Below are 594 nucleotides of genomic sequence, written 5' to 3'. Positions count from 1 at the left end.
CACAATTATTCTTATTTTACCATGCCTTTCGCTTTTTTGCCATTAAAAAAGTTGACAGAAATTGTTTTTCTGTAACAGTTCAGCCTTCACTGCCGGCAGCCAATCCGATACAGAATATTTTATCAAAAAGAAACGCGGCTGTCATTCAGCAGACAGCCGCATTATCTCAGCCCAGTTGTTTTACCCTGTCTGATATAATTGATTCCACATCTTCCTTTTTAACCTTCAGCGCAGCCGCCAGTTCCCGGAACAGAAAGTCCTCGGCAAGCCGTAAATAGATATCATCCTTTGCTGTATACCGCTTTCCTTCCGCCAACCGTTTCCTGTTTTTTAGATATATGGTTTTTATGATTCTGCTCCAGCCACTGCACTCATTCGTTCTCATAATTTCTCTATATGCCTGTTCCGCTCTTTTCTCATCTGCAACCTGTATCATCTCCTGTGCCTGTATCCCATCGATCAGTTTCCATGCCTCCTGTTCCGTTATCGCACATCGCATGGAATCTTCTTTATCCACCGGGGTATAGATCGTATTTTTCTCCGAATACAGCGGTTCCAGCGTATAGTAAAGCCGGTCTTTCACTACAGAATCCA

Annotated in this window: 1 protein-coding gene; it reads right to left on the bottom strand. The window is 43.1% G+C overall.

What is annotated here, in order from left to right; all coding sequences use genetic code 11:
• Positions 1-166 precede the first annotated feature (166 nt).
• A partial coding sequence (locus NE664_12755) for a CarD family transcriptional regulator (GenBank protein ID MCQ4727506.1) occupies positions 167-594 on the bottom strand: 428 nt, incomplete at its 5' end.

It is taken from the genome of Anaerotignum faecicola, from assembly GCA_024460105.1.
Classification (GTDB): domain Bacteria; phylum Bacillota; class Clostridia; order Lachnospirales; family Anaerotignaceae; genus JANFXS01.
The sequence above is the reverse complement of the archived record's forward strand: the minus strand, read 5'-3'. Positions and strand labels throughout refer to the sequence as shown.